The sequence below is a fragment of the Pseudomonas sp. B111 genome, assembly GCF_026428275.1.
GTDB lineage: Bacteria > Pseudomonadota > Gammaproteobacteria > Pseudomonadales > Pseudomonadaceae > Pseudomonas > Pseudomonas aeruginosa.
Map to the genome: position 1 here is coordinate 6,508,767 of NZ_CP097857.1, position 16,973 is coordinate 6,525,739.

Consider the following 16,973-nt stretch of genomic DNA (forward strand, 5'->3'; position numbering starts at 1 on the left):
GGTGTCCTGCGCAGTTCCCATGTTCCCCTGCGCATGGCTCGTTGAATTCCAGGCATGAAAAAACCGCCGGCCGGCAACGCCGGCGGGCGGTTTCTCGAAGGCGCGCTTACGCCAGTTTCTTGTAGCGCACGCGGTGCGGCTGGGACGCAGCATCGCCCAGGCGCTTCTTGCGGTCGGCCTCGAACTCGGTGTAGTTGCCTTCGAAGAAGGTCACCTTGCCATCGTCCTCGTAGGAGAGGATGTGGGTGGCGATCCGGTCGAGGAACCAGCGGTCGTGGGAGATCACGATGGCAGCGCCGGGGAAGTCCAGCAGCGCTTCTTCCAGCGCGCGCAAGGTTTCCACGTCGAGGTCGTTGGACGGTTCGTCGAGCAGCAGCACGTTGCCGCCCTGCTTCAGGGTCAGGGCCAGGTGCAGACGGCCACGCTCACCGCCGGAGAGGTCCTTGACGAACTTCTGCTGGTCGGCGCCCTTGAAGTTGAAGCGACCGACATAGCTGCGCGACGGGACTTCGTAGTTGCCGATCTTGATCTGCTCGAAACCGTCGGAAACCTGCTCCCACACGGTCTTGTTGCCTTCCAGGCTGTCACGGCTCTGGTCGACGCTGGCGATCTGCACGGTCTCGCCGATCTCGATGGTGCCGGAGTCCGGCTGCTCCTTGCCGGTAAGCATGCGGAACAGGGTCGACTTGCCCGCGCCGTTGCCGCCGATCACACCGACGATGGCGCCCTTGGGAATGCTCAGGGACAGGTTGTCGATCAGCACGCGGTCGCCGTAGCCCTTGGTCACGTTGTGCAGTTCGATGACCTTGTCGCCCAGGCGCGGACCGGCCGGGATGTAGATCTCGTTGGTCTCGCTGCGCTTCTGGAATTCCTGCGACTGCAGTTCCTCGAAGCGCTGCAGGCGCGCCTTGGACTTGGCCTGGCGGCCCTTGGCGCCCTGGCGCACCCACTCCAGCTCGGCCTTCATGGCCTTGGCGTGGGAGGCTTCCTGCTTGGCTTCCTGGGCCAGGCGGGCGGCCTTGGATTCCAGCCAGCCGGAGTAGTTGCCTTCGAACGGGATGCCATGGCCACGGTCGAGTTCGAGGATCCAGCCGGCGACGTTGTCGAGGAAGTAGCGGTCGTGGGTGATCGCCACCACGGTGCCGGGGAAGTCGTGCAGGAAATGCTCCAGCCAGGCCACCGAGTCGGCGTCCAGGTGGTTGGTCGGTTCGTCCAGCAGCAGCATGTCGGGAGCCGACAGCAGCAGGCGGCACAGCGCTACGCGGCGCTTTTCGCCGCCGGACAGGTGCTCGACCTTGGCATCCCACGGCGGCAGGCGCAGGGCGTCGGCGGCGACTTCCAGTTGGCGTTCCAGGTTGTGTCCGTCGGATGCCTGGAGGATCGCCTCCAGCTTGGCCTGCTCGGCGGCCAGGGCGTCGAAGTCGGCATCCGGCTCGGCATAGGCGGCATAGACCTCGTCCAGCCGCGCCTGGGCCTGCTTGATCTGGCCGACGGCCTCTTCGACGATGTCGCGCACGGTGGCCTGCGGGTCCAGCTTGGGCTCCTGCGGCAGGTAGCCGACGTTGATCCCCGGCATCGGCCGGGCCTCGCCTTCGATCTCGGTGTCGACGCCGGCCATGATCCGCAGCAGGGTGGACTTGCCCGCGCCGTTCAGGCCGAGCACGCCGATCTTGGCGCCGGGGAAGAACGACAGGGAGATGTCCTTGAGGATTTCACGCTTGGGCGGAACGATCTTGCCGACCCGATGCATGGTGTAGACGTACTGAGCCAAAACGAGCACCTCATGAAGAAAAGGAAAAAAACTCGGCCAAGTATATGACAGACCGAGAGAAAGCTGGCCAGCCACCCCGGTTTTCGTGGGTCGGGGCGCTTTGCCGGCGGATGTTCGCCGTCCGATTCCAGGCCGCTACGGTGACGCTGAGCAGCGTACTGGCCGCCCTTACTGTCTCCGCTACCCTCGTCCTGTCAAAGGCGTTCTGCCTGGGGGAGGCGGCGACCATCGCCCCGTGCGGGGTCTGGGTGGGCCTGGCACTGCTCGCGGCCATGGTGCTGCCTCTCAAGACCTGACGCGAAGCAAGGCGTGGGGAGATCCAGCCTGCTACAATTGATCCAAATCAGTCTCAAAAGAACAAAAAAAACCTCAAAAATGACACTCGCTCCCAGATCCGCCCAGCTACCCGACTCCCCGCACAAGGACAGTCTCGACCCAGCGCCAACCCCGTCGTCTCAGGACCAGCGCCTGCTCAAGGCCCTGGCCACCGCGATGGTCAATCATCCGCGCGCCACCATGGGAGAACTGGCGGAACTGGCAGGAGTGAGCAGGGCAACCCTGAACCGTCATTGCGGTACCCGCGAAGGTCTCAAGCGGCGCCTGGAAAGCCATGCCAGGAGTACCCTCGAACGCCTCACCCACAGCGCCGCCCTGCAGCGCCTGGAGCCGCGGGAAGCGCTACGCGAGCTGATCCGGGAACACCTCGCCCAGCGCGACCTGCTGGCGCTGCTGATGTTCGAGCAGAACCCGGGACGCCACGCCGGGCATGGGGACGCCAGTTGGCAGTCCTATGTCGAAGCCCTGGACGCCTTCTTCCTGCGCGGCCAGCAGAAGCGTGTGTTCCGTATCGATATCAGCGCGGCGACCTTCAGCGAACTCTTCATCGTCCTGATCTACGGCATGGTCGATGCCGAGCGCCGCGGTCGCGCGGCCAGCGCCGGGTTGTCCGCCACACTCGAGGAGCTGTTCCTGCGTGGCGCGTCGAACCCCGCACAACCTGCCAGCCCTTGAGCGGGCGGCAGTTGCCACCCGCTAGCACCGTTTCCCACACGTTTACCCGCTCAACTCCTGCCGCCTCGATGTACCACCAGGCTCCGTCCCTCGTCCCAGCCTCCGCCGAGCGCGCGGAACAGGTCGACCAGGGCGATCTGCCGCTGGGTGCTGCCGTCGATGAAGGCGATCTCGTTGAGGAAGCTGCTGCGCTGCGCATCGAGGTAGCGCAGGTGGTTGTCGACGCCACTCTCGTAGCGTGCCTTGGCCAGCTTCAGGGCTTCGTTGCTGCTGTTCGCCAGGGCGCGCAGGGCCTTCTCTTCGCGACGCAGGGTATCGCTGGCCGCCAGGGCGTCGGCGACCTCGCGGAAAGCGGTCTGGATGGTCCCCTCGTAGGCAGCCACCGCCGAATCCTTGCGCGCCTCGGCCAGGCTCAGGTTGGCACGGTTGCGCCCGCCATCGAAGATCGGCAGCGTCAGCGTCGGCAGGAAGCTCCAGGAGCGCGAGCCGCCATCGAACAGGCCGGACATTTCCGCGCTGGAGGTGCCGAAGCTGCCGGTCAGGCTGATGCGTGGGAAGAACGCCGCGCGCGCCGCGCCGATATCCGCGTTGCGCGCCCGCAAACGATGTTCGGCGGCAAGGATGTCGGGGCGTCGCTCGATCAGCTCGGACGGCGTGCCGGGAGCGATGTCCTGCAACAGCTTCGGCCGCTGCCCCGGACTCCGCGGAATCGCCTGCGCGGCATCGTCGCTGCCCAGCAGCAACACCAGCGCGTTGAATGCCTGCTGTTTCTGCCGCAGGTTGCGCTCCTGCTCGGCGCGCGCCTGCTCCACCAGGCCAAGGGCTTCCTGGTAGTCCAGCGCGGTGGCGGCGCCGGCCGCGCGGCGCTGGTCGATCAGGGCGAAGGAATACTCGCGGCTGACCAGGGTCTGACGGGTCAGCGCCAGGCGCCGCAGGGCGCCGTCGTAGCTCAGGTAGGCCTGGCTGACCTCGGCGACCAGGGCGATCCGTGCCGCGCGCGCTGCCTCCTCGCTGGCCAGGTACTGTTGCAGGGCTGCGTCGGTCAGGCTCTTGACCCGACCGAAGAGGTCCAGTTCGTACTCCGGCAGGGCCAGCCCGACCTGGTAGCTGCTGGCCACTTCCGAGCGATTGCCGGCGGACAGGTCGGCCGGCTGCCGCTGGCGGTTGCCGGTGGCAGCGGCATTCAGGCCCGGAACCCGGTCGGCGCGCTGGATTCGGTACTGCGCGCGGGCCGCCTCGATATCCAGGAGGGTCTGGCGCAGCGAGCGGTTGTTATCCAGGGCCATGTCCACCAGGCGGCGTAGTTCGGCATCGACGATGAAACTCTTCCAATCCAGCGTGTCGATCGCCGCGCCCTGGCGCTGGGCGGCGGCGCCGCTCCAGCTGTCGGCCACCGGCGCGGCGGGACGTTCGTAGGTCGGCGCCATGGAGCAGGCGCCGAGGGTCAGGGCGATCAGCAGCGCCGATACGCCGAAAGCAGGTTTGCGCATCTCGTTCACTCCCCGGCCGAAGCGGCCTGTTCGATGGGTGCCGGCTTGCTGCGCAGCAGCGACAGCAGCCAGACGAAACAGATAGGTACGAACAGCACGCCGAGGAAGGTGGCGCTGAGCATCCCGCCGATCACTCCGGTGCCGATGGCACGCTGGCTCGCCGCGCCGGCACCGCTGGCCAGGGCCAGGGGTATCACGCCGAGGATGAACGCCATGGAAGTCATGATGATCGGCCGGAAGCGCAGGCGCGCGGCCTCGATGGCGGCGTCGCGCAGGCTATGCCCCTGCTCCCAGAGTTCCTTGGCGAACTCGACGATGAGAATCGCGTTCTTCGCCGAAAGACCGATGATGGTGATCAGGCCGACCTTGAAATACACGTCGTTGGACATACCGCTGACCATCACCGCGAGCACCGCGCCGATGGCGCCGATCGGCACGATCAGCATCACCGACAGCGGGATCGACCAGCTCTCGTAGAGCGCCACCAGCAACAGGAACACCACCAGGATAGCGAGGGCGAACAGGCTGGTGGCCTGCCCGGCGGAGACCTTCTCCTGATAGGACAGGCCGGTCCACTCGTAGCCGATGCCGGCCGGCAGCTGCGCGGCCAGGCGCTCCATTTCCGCCATGGCTTCGCCGGTGCTGAAGCCGGGCGCGGCGTCACCGACGATGCGGATCGACGGGTAGCCGTTATAGCGCACCAATTGCACCGGTCCCTCTTCCCATTTCACGCTGACGAAGGCGCTGAGCGGTACCAGGTTGCCAGCAGCGTTAGGCACGTATAGCTCGAGCACGCTTTCCGGGGTCATCCGGTTGCCCTGTTCGGCCTGGATCACCACCCGCTGTTGGCGCCCCGCATTGGTGAAGTCGTTGATCACCTCCGAGCCGAAGGCAGCGGACAGCGTGCCGCTGATGGTCTCGAAGCTCACCCCCAGGGCGCGGGCCTTCTCCCGGTCGATCAACAGGCGCAGTTGCGGCGCTTCGGCCAGTCCTTCCATCATCGCGTAAAGGAATTTCGGGTTGGTCTGGATCTCACCAAGAAGAGTATCGCGAGCCTGCAGCAGCGCTTCGCGGCCGACCCCGCTACGGTCCATCAGGCGCAATGCGAAGCCGCCGGAGTTACCCAGACCGTTGATCGGTGGCGGCGACACGGCCATGACCGTGCCATCGTCGGGCAGCGCGAAATGCTCGTTCAGCGCGGCGATCTCGGCGGCGGCCGACTGCTCGGCGCCTCGCTCGGACCAGTCCTTGAAGGTCGGGAAGGCCAGCGCGGCATTGTCGCCCTGGCCGGAGAAGCTGAAGCCCGAGATCAGGAACACCGAAGCCACCGCCTCGCGGGACTTGAGGAAGCGCTCGAGTTCCTCGCCGGTGGCATCGGTGCGCACGCGCGAAGCGCCAGGCGGCAGTTGCACGTCGACCACCATGTAGCCGAGGTCTTCCGCCGGCACGAAGGCTTCCGGCAGGCGCAGGTAGAAGTAGCCGAGCATGGCCACCAGGCCGGCGTACACCAGCATGAAGCGTCCGGCGCGCGCCACCAGCTTCGAGTTGAGCAGCGAATAGCGCTCGGTGACGCGGGCGAAGCCACGGTTGAAGGCGCCGAAGAAGCCGCGCTTCTCGTGGTGCCCTTCGGGAATGGGCTTGAGCAGCGTGGCGCACAGCGCCGGGGTGAAGGTCAGGGCGAGGAAGCCGGAGAACAGGATCGAGACCGCCAGCGACACCGAGAACTGCTGGTAGATCACCCCCACCGAACCGGCCATGAAAGCCAGCGGCAGGAACACCGCCGAGAGCACCAGGGTGATGCCGACGATGGCGCCGGATACCTGCTTCATCGCCTTGACCGTGGCCTCGGCCGGGGAAATCCCCTCCTCCGCCATGATCCGCTCGACGTTCTCCACCACCACGATGGCGTCGTCCACCAGGATGCCGATCGCCAGGACCATGCCGAACATGGTCATCATGTTCACCGAGAACCCCAGCAGGTACATCACCATCAGCGTACCCAGCAGGCACACCGGCACCACGATGGACGGGATCAGGGTGTAGCGGACGTTCTGCAGGAACAGGAACATCACCAGGAACACCAGGACCATCGCTTCGATCAGGGTGTGGATCACCTTCTCGATGGCCACGTCGACGAAGCGCGAGGTGTCGTAGGGCACGCTGTACTGCATGTCCTCGGGGAAGAACGCCGACAGTTCGGCGAGACGCTGTTTCACCAGGGTAGCGGTCTGGATCGCGTTGGCCCCGGGCGACAGCTGGATAGCCCCGCCCACGGTGGGCGTGCCGTTCAGTCGCGAGGAAATGTTGTAGCTCTCCTTGCCGAGTTCCAGGCGCGCGACATCGGCGAGCCGGACCAGCGAGCCGTCCTCGTTGGCGCGCAGCACTACCTGGCCGAACTCCTGCGGATCGTCCAGGGTGCCCTTCACCGCCAGGGTCGCCGTCAGCTCCTGCGCGGAACTGCCCGGTGCGCTGCCGAAGGCGCCGGCCGGCACCTGCACGTTCTGCCCGCGGATGGCATTGCTCACGTCGTCGATGGAGAGGCCGAAGCCCACCAGCTTCTGCGGATCGATCCAGACCCGCATGGCCGCCTCGGAAGAGAAGAATTGCAGCTTGCCGACGCCCGGCAGGCGCCGCAGCTCGTTGTTGATATTGCGCGCGGCGTAGTCGCCGAGGGCGGTGGTGTCGCTGCGCTGAGCGCCTTCCTTGTAGCTGAGCGCATAGATCAGCAGGAAACCGGCGCTGGTCTGCTCGACCTGCAGGCCCTGGGTCAGCACCGCCTGCGGCATGCGCGCCTCGGCTTTCTTCAGGCGGTTCTGCACGTCCACCTGGGCCAGGTCCGGATCGGTGCCCGGCTCGAAGGTGACGACGATCTCGGCGCTGCCGTTGGAGTTGTTGGTCGACTCGAAGTAGAGCAGGCCCTTGGCGCCGTTCAGCGACTCCTCGAGCACGCTGGTGACGGAGTCCACCAGCACTTTCGCCGAGGCGCCGGGATAGGTGGCGGTGATGGTGATCTGTGGCGGCGCGACATTGGGGTACTGCGCTACCGGCAATTTGGAAATGACCAGCAGGCCGGCCAGGGAGATGAACAGGGCCACCACCCAGGCGAAGTTCGGCCGCTTGATGAAGAATTCGGACATCGGAAAATCCTCGGGGCGAACCCGCCCTTACTGTTGCGGCACGGACGACTGGGCTTGCGTCTGGGCACCATCCGGCTTCGGCACGATCTTCACCCCCGGCTGCACCGCAGCCAGGCCGCCGACTATGACCCGGTCACCCGGCTCCAGGCCCTCGGTGATCTGCCAGCGCGACCCCTGCATGACGCCGGTACCGACGCTGCGCGCCTCGGCGCGCTCGTCGGCGCCCACCACCATCACCTGGGCGCTGCCGTCGCTGGAGCGGCGCACGGCCCGTTGCGGCACCAGGATCGCCTGGTTGTCGATGCCCTGGGGCGTACGTACGCGCACGTACATGCCCGGCAGCAGGACCCCGTCGGGGTTGGTGAACTTGCCGCGCAGGGCGATCTGGCCGGTGCCGCGATCCACCTCCACGTCGGCGAACTGCAACGCGCCCTGGCGCTGGTAGGGCGTCCCTTCGACGCGCAGGGTCAGCGCCTGGCTGTCGCCTGCGGCCAAGGTGCCTTTCTTCAGGGCGTCGCGCAGGCGCAGGGCCTCGGCCGCGGTCTGGGTGAAATCCGCATAGATCGGATCGAGCTGCTGGATACGCGCCATCAGCGTCGCCTCGCCCTGCCCGACCAGCGCGCCCTCGGTCACCAGCGCGCGGCCGATGCGCCCGGAGATCGGCGCAGTGACCGAGGCGTAGCCGAGGTTCAGGCGCGCGGTCTCCAGGTCGGCCTGGGCCGAGCGGGTCGCCGCCTCGGCGCTGCGCAGGTCGGCGGTGGCGGTATCGAAGTCCTGCTGGCTGACCGCCTGGATCTTCACCAGCGGCTCGTAGCGACGCACCCGCGCCTGCGCCTCGAACAGCACCGCGCGGTTCCGCGCCAGCTCACCCTCGGCGCGCGACACCGCAGCCTTCAGCGGTGCCGGATCGATCTGGAACAGCAGGTCGCCAGCCTTGACGTCGGCGCCCTCCTCGAAGCGCTTCCGCACGACGATGCCGGCCACCCGCGCGCGCACCTCGGCGACCCGCACCGGTTCGATCCGCCCAGGCAGTTCCGAACTCAGCGCCAGGGGCTCGGCCTGCACCGTCAGGACCTCCACCGGCAACACCATTTCGGCGGCCTCCTGTCGCTCTTCCGCCGGCCCACAACCCGCCAACGCGATGGCCATAGCCAACGCCCCGATCCTTCCTATTGCACGCAAATCAGCCATGACCCACCCGACCGTTGATTGAAAACGGATCGAATGGTACTTTTTCGAGCTAATTGAGTCAATATTGTCTCAAATGATCTTTTGACAGCTAATTCCTTTGGACGCGAGGCCAGTTTTCTGCACAATGCGCACAATCAGAAAAACCAACCGGGACCCATCGATGACCCTGATTTCCCATGACGAGCGACTCATCAAGGCGCTGGCAGTCGCTATCGTCGACCGCCCGCGAGCGACGCTGAAGGAACTGGCCGAGGCGGCCGGCGTAAGCAAGGCCACCCTGCACCGCTTCTGCGGCACGCGGGACAACCTGGTGCAGATGCTCGAGGACCACGGAGAGACCGTACTGAACCAGATCATCCAGGCCTGCGACCTGGAGCATGCCGAGCCTCTGGAGGCGTTGCAGCGCCTGATCAAGGAACACCTCACCCACCGCGAGCTGCTGGTATTCCTGGTATTCCAGTACCGCCCGGACTTCCTCGACCCGCACGGCGAAGGCGCACGCTGGCAGTCCTACCTGGAAGCGCTGGACGCCTTCTTCCTGCGCGGACAGCAGAAAGGCGTGTTTCGCATCGACATCACGGCAGCCGTGTTCACCGAACTGTTCATCACCCTGGTCTACGGCATGGTCGATGCGGAACGCCGCGGACGGGCGGCCAGCTCCAATTCCGCGCATACCCTGGAGCAGATGTTCCTCCACGGCGCTTCCAATCCGGCGCGCTCCTGACCCTTGCGCCCGCGGCGGCGCCCCTCTCGTCGCCGCATGGCACGGACCGATCCGCGTGCCGTCGACTTCGGCCGCCCGGAGGCCTGCTCGACACTCGGGAAGATCAGTCGTCACCGGTCCTGCGACAAAGTGCCTCGACAGCCGGAAAGGACCGTGACGCTCGTCGGCGATACTGGCACTTGGCCTTGCTTCCGGGCATCCTAACTGTCTACCGAATCACACCTCCCCCAGGAATTCCGGTCAGTGTCGACCCCCTCGCTAACCCCGTCGCCGCCTCCCGCCGGCGACCCACTGACCGTACCCGACCGACCGGCAGCCAAGGCTGGCCTGCTGTTGCTGGTCCTGTTGATGCTCGGCCTGCTGCTCTGGCAGATGAGCCAGGAGCTGCGCCAGCAGGAACGCTTCGAACACGAGCGAGCCGCGGCCCAGCTCGATCGTCTCAACGACCGCCTGTCCCTGACCCTCGAACTCAAGGCGCGCACCGCCCTCGCCCTGCTCCCGGGCATGCCCCCCAGCGAGCGTGGCGAGATCCAGGGCAGGCTGTTGCCACGCATCAGCGATGCGCTGCCGCAGGTGCGCCAGTTGCAATGGGTGGACAGCGCCCCGCAGACGGACAGCCCGTCGCCGGAAACGACGCTGCCCGAGCAGTTGCGCCAGCACGCCGGCTCCGGCCTCTACCACTATTGCCTCGACCCGCGCGACGGCGAATCCCTCTACCTGACCCTGCGCGAACCCGGCAGCCGCCGCGACAGTGGCTTCTGGCTGTTGCACCTGGCCAGCGACAGCCTCGCCCAGTGGAGTCCCGACCTGCCCACCGGCAACCTGCTCTGGCGCCTGGAAGACCAATACGCCGGGCGGGTGCTCTGGCATACCCCAGGGAGCACGGCGCTGCTCGACGACATGCAGACCCTCGGCGTGGAACCGCTGCGCAACAGCGACTGGCAGCTTCGCGGGCTCTACGACAGCACGCGAGTGCGGCTCGGCCTGCTGCCGGGAATCGGCGGCGAGCTGGCGATCTTCCTCCTACTGGTCGGCGTCACCGTGTACATGCTGCTGCGCCTGCACCGCGAGCAGCAAGGCCTGCGCGCCATGACCCTGGCCTCGCAGCGCAGCCTGCGCCAGGCGGCCACGGCACTGGCGGCGATCGACGAGCGGGTGCTGGTGACCCGCGCCGACGGCCGCCTCAGCTACCTCAATCCCCAGGCCGAACGCCTCTTCGGCATCAGTTCGGCCCAGGCCCGCCAGCATCACCTGCTGGGCCTGCTGCCGGACCTCGAGCCAGGCTGGCTGACGGACGCCGGCGGCGACGGCGAGACCCGTAGCGAGTTGCTGCCGCTGCGGGTACGCGGCGAGCCGCGGACGTTCACCCTCAGCCGCCATCCGCTGGCCAGCTATCCGGCGCTCGCCGACCAGGCCTGGACCCTCCGCGAGCAGATCCTCCAGGGCGGGCAGGTCTGGGTGTTGCGCGACGTCACCGAGGAACAGCACGCCCTCGGCGTCCTGGAGGAAACCCGGCGGCGCTACCAGGACATCTTCGAAGGGGTCGGCGTGGCCCTCTGCGTGCTCGACCTCTCCGCCCTGCGCCAGGCTCTGGTGGAACAAGGCCTGGACAGCTGCGCCGCACTGCGCGCCTGGCTCGCCGGCGAACCCGGGCGGCAGCAGGCGCTGCTGGAGCGGATCCGCATCACCGAGATCAACGATGTCAGTCGCCGCCTGCTGCAGATCGAGTCCACCGAACAGGCCTGGCAGCGCTTGCTCGACCACGGCCCGCTACAACCGGACAGCCTGCGCCTGCAGGTGATCGAGGCGCTCATCGAACGCCGGCCGGTACTCGAACTGGAAGCCACGCTGCGCTGCGGCAAGAGCACGCCGCGGCACCTGTGGTTGCAACTGCGCCTGCCGGAAAACCCCGGCGAATGGCATGCGGTGACCCTCAGCCTGTCCGACGTCACCAGTCGCAAGGAAGTCGAACTGTCGCTGATCGAGCGCGAGAAGTTCTGGTCGGACGCGGTCCAGGCGGTGCCCGATACCCTCTACATCCACGACCTGCACGCGCGCCGGGTGATCTTCAGCAACCATCACCTGGGCCAGCAACTGGGCTACAACCAGGAAGAACTGGCGCGGATGGGCGAGAACTTCTGGGAAACCCTGCTGCACCCCGACGACCAGGAATACTACTGGCGCATCCGCAACCTGCAGCACGTGGTCGGCGACGGCCTGCTGCTCGACAGCCAGCTGCGCTGGCGCCACCGCGACGGCCGCTGGCACTGGTTCGACATCCGCGAGCAGGCCTTCAGCCGCGACCGCAGCGGTCGCGTGGCGCGCCTGATCGGCGTGGCCAAGGACATCACCTTCACCGTCGAGGCGAACAACGCGCTGCGCGAGAACGGCCGACGCTACCGCATGCTGGCGGAAAACATCAGCGACGTGATCTTCTCCACCGACGCCGAACTCAACGCCAGCTACGTCAGCCCCTCGGTACAGCACGTGTTCGGCTACAGCCCGGAATGGGCGCTGCTCAACGGCCTCCACCAGACCGCCACCAACCCGCGCCAGCTCGGCCGCCTGAACGGCCTGCTGCGCCGCGTGCGACACGCCATCGGCGACCGCCAGAAGCTCGCCGAACTGCGGGAAAACCCTGGCCAGCATCTGTTCGCTCTCGACTGCCTGCGCGCCGACGGACGCAAGATTCCCATCGAACTGCGGATCGTCCTGATGTGGGACGAACACGACCGCTTCGAAGGCCTGCTCGGCATCGCCCGCGACATCAGCCAGCAGCGCCGCGCCGAACGCGAGCTGCGGATGGCGGCGACGGTATTCGAACACTCCACGGCGGCGATCATGGTCACCGACCCGGCCGGCTACATCGTCCAGGTCAACGATTCCTTCTCGCGCCTGACCGGCTACAGCCCGGCCGACGTGCTCGACCAGCAGCCGCGCCTGCTCACCGCCGACCGCCAGGAAGCCAACCAGCTCAAGCACGTGCTCGCCAGCCTGCAGCACAGCGGCAGCTGGGAAGGCGAGATCCTGCAGAAGCGCAAGACCGGCGAGCTCTATCCATCCTGGGTCGGCATCACCGCGGTGCGCGACGAGGAAGGCGATCTGGTCAGCTTCGTCTGCTTCTTCAGCGACATCAGCGAGCGCAAGGCCAGCGAGCGGCGCATCCACCGCCTGGCCTACTACGACGCCCTCACCCACCTGCCCAACCGCACGCTGTTCCAGGACCGTCTGCATACCGCCCTGCAACAGGCCGAGCGCAACGGCCAATGGGTGGTGCTGATGTTCCTCGACCTCGACCGCTTCAAGCCGATCAACGACTCCCTCGGCCACGCCGCCGGCGACCGCATGCTGCAGGAAGTGGCGACCCGCCTGAGCGCCTGCGTCAGCCAGGACGATACCGTGGCGCGCATGGGCGGCGACGAATTCACCCTGCTGCTGCCTTCCCAGGGCGACCGCGAGATCGCCCTGAAACGGGCGATCCAGGTCGCCGAGCTGATCCTCGGCCGTCTGGCCCGGCCGTTCACCCTGGAAGGCCGTGAATTCTTCGTCACCGCCAGCATCGGTGTGGCCTTGTCGCCCCAGGACGGCGCCGAACTGAGCCTGCTGATGAAGAACGCCGACACGGCGATGTACCACGCCAAGGAGATGGGCAAGAACAACTTCCAGTTCTACCAGGCCGAGATGAACGCCCGCGCCCTGGAGCGCCTGGAACTGGAAAGCGACCTGCGCCGCGCCCTGGAACTGGGCGAGTTCGTCCTCCACTACCAGCCGCAGTTCACCGGCGACGGCCGCCGCCTGACCGGCGCCGAGGCCCTGCTGCGCTGGCAGCATCCGCGCCGCGGACTGGTTCCGCCAAGCGAGTTCATTCCGGTGCTGGAGGAGATCGGCCTGGTCGCCCAGGTCGGCGACTGGCTGCTGGCGGAAGCCTGCAAGCAGTTGCGCAGCTGGCACAAGGCCAAGGTGCGGGTGCCAAAGGTCTCGGTGAACCTCTCGGCACGGCAGTTCGCCGATGGCCAGTTGGGCGAGCGGATCGCCGCGATCCTCTACGAGACAGGCATCCCGCCGGCCTGCCTGGAGCTGGAGCTGACCGAAAGCATCCTGATGAGTGACGTCGCCGAGGCCATGCAGATCCTCTCCGGGCTCAAGCGCCTCGGCCTGGCCATCGCGGTGGACGACTTCGGCACCGGCTACTCCTCGCTGAACTACCTCAAGCAGTTCCCCATCGACGTGCTGAAGATCGACCGCAGCTTCGTCGACGGCCTGCCCCACGGCGAACAGGACGCACAGATCGCCCGGGCGATCATTGCCATGGCCCACAGCCTGAACCTGATGGTGATCGCCGAGGGCGTGGAGAGCCAGGCCCAGCTGGACTTCCTTCGCGAGCACGGCTGCGACGAGGTGCAAGGCTACCTGTTCGGCCGGCCGATGCCCGCCGAGCAGTTCGGCATGCTCTACGCCAGCGACGTGCTGTTCATGTTCAACGAGGGCTGAGCCGCCGTGCGGCGCGCTTGAGCGCCGCTTGTCCGCGACATGATGGCCTTTCATGTGCCAGCACCCGCCGCATGGGTTAGAATGCGCGCCTTTTCCCAGCACCGATCCTTATGAGGACCGCCATGTTCAGCCGTGATTTGACCCTCGCCCGCTACGATGCCGAACTCTTTGCCGCGATGGAGCAGGAAGCCCAGCGCCAGGAAGAGCACATCGAGCTGATCGCCTCCGAGAACTACACCAGCCCGGCGGTGATGGAAGCCCAGGGTTCGGTGCTGACCAACAAGTACGCCGAAGGTTATCCGCACAAGCGCTACTACGGCGGCTGCGAGTACGTCGATATCGTCGAGCAACTGGCCATCGACCGCGCCAAGCAACTGTTCGGCGCCGATTACGCCAACGTCCAGCCGCACGCCGGCTCCCAGGCCAACGCCGCGGTCTACCTGGCCCTGCTGTCGGCCGGCGACACCATCCTCGGCATGAGCCTGGCCCATGGCGGCCACCTGACCCACGGCGCCAGCGTCTCCTCCTCCGGCAAGCTGTACAACGCTGTGCAGTACGGCATCGACGCCAATGGCCTGATCGACTACGACGAAGTCGAGCGCCTGGCCGTGGAGCACAAGCCGAAGATGATCGTCGCCGGCTTCTCCGCCTATTCCCAGGTCCTCGATTTCGCCCGCTTCCGCGCCATCGCCGACAAGGTCGGCGCCTACCTGTTCGTCGACATGGCCCACGTCGCCGGCCTGGTCGCCGCTGGCGTCTACCCGAACCCGGTGCCGTTCGCCGACGTGGTCACCACCACCACCCACAAGACCCTGCGCGGTCCGCGCGGTGGCCTGATCCTGGCGCGCGCCAACGAGGAGATCGAGAAGAAGCTCAACTCCGCGGTATTCCCCGGCGCCCAGGGCGGTCCGCTGGAGCACGTAATCGCGGCCAAGGCGGTGTGCTTCAAGGAAGCCCTGCAGCCGGAGTTCAAGACCTACCAGCAGCAGGTCCTGAAGAACGCCCAGAGCATGGCCCAGGTCTTCCTCGACCGCGGTTTCGACGTGGTTTCCGGCGGCACCCAGAACCACCTGTTCCTGCTCTCCCTGATCAAGCAGGACATCACCGGCAAAGACGCCGACGCCGCCCTCGGCCGCGCGTTCATCACCGTGAACAAGAACTCGGTCCCGAACGACCCGCGCTCGCCGTTCGTCACCTCCGGCCTGCGCATCGGTACCCCGGCCGTGACCACCCGCGGCTTCAAGGAAGCCGAGTGCCGCGAGCTGGCCGGCTGGATCTGCGACATCCTCGAGAACATGGGCGACGAGTCCGTGGTCGACGGCGTACGCGAGAAGGTCAAGGCGATCTGCGCCAAGTTCCCGGTCTACGGCAACTAAGCGACAAGGCAAGACGAAAGAGCCCGGCAAATGCCGGGCTTTTTCATTTCCTCCGAGGAAGGAGGCGCCGGGTAGCGTTATCGCCGGTCCTCGACATGGATCACCGCCAAGGCCTCGGCATCCTCGCCCCGCCGGGAGCGGCCGTGCATGCCGACGAGCAGCTCGCCGGCGTCCTCCTCCAGTTCCTCGCGAGGGACGAAGGTAAGGATGTCCGGGTGATGCCCGGTCACCACCCAGCCGCGGCCGTTGTCCAGGGTGATCACGCCGAAGTCGCCCGCCGGCGTGCCGACCTGTACCGCTCCCCACTCGGCCAGCGATGCCCGCGCCTGGGCCGCGAGGTCCGGCTCCGGCTGCGTGAGGATCACGCAAGTGCCCTGGGCGAACAGCACCCAGGATTTGTCCGCGCCACGGATGCAGTCCCGCCAGGCGCCGATCAATGCCTCCCTGTCCATTTCCACGCTCCTTTGACGTCGATGCGCCTCAGCGGCCTTCGACGATGCGTTCGAAGCCCTCGCGGATACTGTCCTCCGGCAGGTTGTCGCCGATGAACACGATCACACTCTCGCGCGCCTCGTCGTCCCGCCACTCGCTATCCCAGTCGAAGCCGTAGAGTCGCAGCACGCCCTGGAACACCAGGCGACGCGGCTCGTCGGCGATGTTCAGCACGCCCTTGTAGCGCAGCAGGGAATTGCCATGCCACTGCAACAGGTCGTCCATGAACTCGCTCAGCCTTTCGAGATCGAGCGGCGTGTCGCTGCGCAGTACCAGGGTGCCGATGCGATCGCGGCTGTCCTTGGCTGCCACCGCTCGCAGCGGGCGCAGGCCGATGCCCGGACCGAGGTCGGCGTTGAGGTTGAAGCCACGTACGTCGAGCAGGTGCGCCAGGTCGATGCGGCCGTGCTCGACCACATGCACCAGCGCCCTCCGGTTGATCCGTTGCAGGCGCTGGCCCAGGGCCTCGAAGGTGGCGGCGTCGACCAGGTCGGTCTTGCTCACCAGGATGCGGTCGGCGAAGCCGACCTGGGCCTGGGCGATGGTTTCCTGCAGGTGACGCTCGGCGTTGGCGGCGTCCACCAGGGTGATGATGCCGTCCAGCACGTAGCGCTGGCAGAGTTCCTCGTCGGCGAAGAAGGTCTGCGCCACCGGCGCCGGATCGGCCAGGCCGGTGCACTCGATCACCAGGCGGTCGAAGTCGATCTCGCCGTTGTCGCGGCGCTCCAGCAGGAGGAACAGGGCCTTTTCCAGGTCGGTGTTGATCGAGCAGCAGACGCAGCCGTTGGACAGCGTCATCACCTGCACCGGCTCGACGCCGAGCAACTGGCCGTCGATCGGCGTCTCGCTGTACTCGTTCTCGATCACCGCGATCTTCATGCCGTGCTCGGCCTGCAGCAGGTACTTGAGCAGGGTGGTCTTGCCGGCGCCGAGGAAGCCGGTGAGCACGGTGACGGGAATCGGGGCGTGGTTGTCGTTGGCTACTTCGGACATGCGCAACTTCCAGAAAAGACGCGGGCCACGTCAGACGTGGCCCGCGGAAGGATGGGGATTCAGCAGCAGCGGATCGGCCGACCCTTGCCGCCACCGTAGCGCGCCTCCTGGCGCTCGCGGAAGAACTCCTCGTAGGTCATCACCGGCTTGTCCGGGTGCTTGTTGCGCATGTGCTCGACGTAAGTGTCGTAGTCGGGCATGCCGACCAGCATCCGGGCGGCCTGGCCCAGGTACTTGCCCATGCGGCTGAGGTCGTTGAACATGGCGAGTTCCTCGTTAAGGCTCCCCGGCGAACCG

Annotated in this window: 12 protein-coding genes; 5 read left to right on the plus strand and 7 right to left on the minus strand. The window is 66.7% G+C overall.

What is annotated here, in order from left to right:
• Positions 1–106: 106 nt before the first annotated feature.
• Entirely contained in the window at positions 107–1,771 is a 1,665-nt protein-coding gene (gene ettA, locus M6E97_RS30210) for an energy-dependent translational throttle protein EttA (protein ID WP_003110721.1), read from the minus strand.
• A 110-nt stretch (positions 1,772–1,881) separates the two neighbouring features.
• Between ettA and M6E97_RS30215 the strand changes: the two genes are divergently transcribed.
• Entirely contained in the window at positions 1,882–2,067 is a 186-nt protein-coding gene (locus M6E97_RS30215) for a hypothetical protein (RefSeq protein ID WP_024007724.1), read from the plus strand.
• 196 nt (positions 2,068–2,263) lie between these two features.
• Complete coding sequence (gene escR, locus M6E97_RS30220) at positions 2,264–2,782, plus strand: TetR/AcrR family transcriptional regulator EscR (protein WP_003134987.1); 519 nt, start codon at positions 2,264–2,266, stop codon at positions 2,780–2,782.
• A gap of 50 nt (positions 2,783–2,832) precedes the next feature.
• Here escR and oprJ read toward each other — a convergent pair whose 3' ends face one another.
• The 3 genes from oprJ to mexC are packed head-to-tail and all read right to left on the minus strand — an operon-like array spanning position 2,833 to position 8,600.
• Positions 2,833–4,272: a multidrug efflux transporter outer membrane subunit OprJ gene (oprJ, locus tag M6E97_RS30225; protein ID WP_003112802.1), complete on the minus strand. Its 1,440-nt coding sequence runs from the start codon at positions 4,270–4,272 to the stop codon at positions 2,833–2,835.
• Between the two features lie 5 nt (positions 4,273–4,277).
• Positions 4,278–7,409: a multidrug efflux RND transporter permease subunit MexD gene (mexD, locus tag M6E97_RS30230; RefSeq protein WP_003134989.1), complete on the minus strand. Its 3,132-nt coding sequence runs from the start codon at positions 7,407–7,409 to the stop codon at positions 4,278–4,280.
• Positions 7,410–7,436: 27 nt separating this feature from the next.
• Positions 7,437–8,600 carry a multidrug efflux RND transporter periplasmic adaptor subunit MexC gene (gene mexC / locus M6E97_RS30235; protein ID WP_003134990.1) on the minus strand — a complete coding sequence of 388 codons (1,164 nt, stop codon included), beginning with the start codon at positions 8,598–8,600 and terminating at the stop codon, positions 7,437–7,439.
• Positions 8,601–8,760: 160 nt separating this feature from the next.
• Between mexC and nfxB the strand changes: the two genes are divergently transcribed.
• The 3 genes from nfxB to glyA all read left to right on the plus strand — a co-directional run bounded on the left by nfxB (position 8,761) and on the right by glyA (position 15,191).
• Positions 8,761–9,324: an efflux pump transcriptional repressor NfxB gene (gene nfxB, locus M6E97_RS30240; RefSeq protein WP_003094842.1), complete on the plus strand. Its 564-nt coding sequence runs from the start codon at positions 8,761–8,763 to the stop codon at positions 9,322–9,324.
• Positions 9,325–9,567: 243 nt separating this feature from the next.
• On the plus strand, positions 9,568–13,815 hold the full coding sequence (gene morA, locus M6E97_RS30245) for a cyclic di-GMP receptor MorA (RefSeq protein WP_023111860.1): 4,248 nt from the start codon (positions 9,568–9,570) through the stop codon (positions 13,813–13,815).
• A 122-nt stretch (positions 13,816–13,937) separates the two neighbouring features.
• A complete protein-coding gene (glyA, locus tag M6E97_RS30250; protein WP_003094846.1) occupies positions 13,938–15,191 on the plus strand; it encodes a serine hydroxymethyltransferase in 1,254 nt (417 codons plus the stop codon).
• A 77-nt stretch (positions 15,192–15,268) separates the two neighbouring features.
• Here glyA and M6E97_RS30255 read toward each other — a convergent pair whose 3' ends face one another.
• The 3 genes from M6E97_RS30255 to M6E97_RS30265 are packed head-to-tail and all read right to left on the minus strand — an operon-like array spanning position 15,269 to position 16,939.
• Positions 15,269–15,649, minus strand: coding sequence for a hypothetical protein (locus tag M6E97_RS30255; RefSeq protein WP_077149023.1), 381 nt, complete (start codon positions 15,647–15,649; stop codon positions 15,269–15,271).
• Between the two features lie 22 nt (positions 15,650–15,671).
• The gene (gene yjiA, locus M6E97_RS30260; protein ID WP_003094852.1) at positions 15,672–16,676 is read right to left on the minus strand and encodes a GTPase; all 1,005 of its coding nucleotides are present in this window, start codon (positions 16,674–16,676) and stop codon (positions 15,672–15,674) included.
• Positions 16,677–16,735: 59 nt separating this feature from the next.
• Positions 16,736–16,939 carry a YbdD/YjiX family protein gene (locus M6E97_RS30265; RefSeq protein WP_003094856.1) on the minus strand — a complete coding sequence of 68 codons (204 nt, stop codon included), beginning with the start codon at positions 16,937–16,939 and terminating at the stop codon, positions 16,736–16,738.
• Between the last annotated feature and the right edge of the window lie 34 nt (positions 16,940–16,973).

Coding starts and splice junctions, on each gene's coding strand:
- M6E97_RS30215 (WP_024007724.1), top strand. CDS start 1,882: ATGTTCGCCGTCCGATTCCAGGCCGCTACGGTGACGCTGAGCAGCGTA.
- escR (WP_003134987.1), top strand. CDS start 2,264: ATGGTCAATCATCCGCGCGCCACCATGGGAGAACTGGCGGAACTGGCA.
- oprJ (WP_003112802.1), bottom strand. CDS start 4,272: ATGCGCAAACCTGCTTTCGGCGTATCGGCGCTGCTGATCGCCCTGACC.
- mexD (WP_003134989.1), bottom strand. CDS start 7,409: ATGTCCGAATTCTTCATCAAGCGGCCGAACTTCGCCTGGGTGGTGGCC.
- mexC (WP_003134990.1), bottom strand. CDS start 8,600: ATGGCTGATTTGCGTGCAATAGGAAGGATCGGGGCGTTGGCTATGGCC.
- nfxB (WP_003094842.1), top strand. CDS start 8,761: ATGACCCTGATTTCCCATGACGAGCGACTCATCAAGGCGCTGGCAGTC.
- glyA (WP_003094846.1), top strand. CDS start 13,938: ATGTTCAGCCGTGATTTGACCCTCGCCCGCTACGATGCCGAACTCTTT.
- yjiA (WP_003094852.1), bottom strand. CDS start 16,676: ATGTCCGAAGTAGCCAACGACAACCACGCCCCGATTCCCGTCACCGTG.
- M6E97_RS30265 (WP_003094856.1), bottom strand. CDS start 16,939: ATGTTCAACGACCTCAGCCGCATGGGCAAGTACCTGGGCCAGGCCGCC.